This window comes from Variovorax sp. 01N429 (assembly GCF_056399425.1).
The window spans coordinates 1-439 of sequence record NZ_JBFTRG010000132.1 but is presented as its reverse complement, the minus strand read 5'-3'; the positions used below and the strand labels follow the sequence as shown (position 1 = coordinate 439).

1 pseudogene is annotated in these 439 nt (G+C 64.9%); it reads left to right on the top strand.

Annotated features, from left to right (window positions below):
* Positions 1–187: 187 nt before the first annotated feature.
* Positions 188–439: pseudogene (locus AC1DSF_RS30925) on the top strand (hypothetical protein); the annotation flags it as partial.

Here is a 439-nt window from a genome sequence, read left to right as displayed (position 1 = left end):
CTCTAGGTATGTGAGAAATGACAGGAAGTAGCGCAATGAGCGCAGACGACGCGAAGCGTCAGTCGGCAGGCACGTGGACGGACTTCGCCCGCGAGGCGCGCCCAGCCGCTCTACCTGACACGGGACTTCTCGTACTCCGAGGACGGCACCTTCTCGCTGGTGTCGCCGGTCTCGGCGGATCCGTACGGTGAGGTTCCCCTTTCCGAGCTGGACATCCTTGGCGTTTCCGAGTGGGTCGGAGACCACCCGATCGCACCCGGTGCGCAAGAAGGCCAACGGCCGGCAGACCCCCAAGGTCTTCAAACTCACCAAGCGCACCCTGCCTCCCGGCGACACGACCGAACTGGGGCGCAGCCACTCCTTCCGCCCCATCAGAACACGCCGGTACTACCCCGACGCCCATGCAATCCAGCTCCAGGTCAACGGCCACCCCTACGAC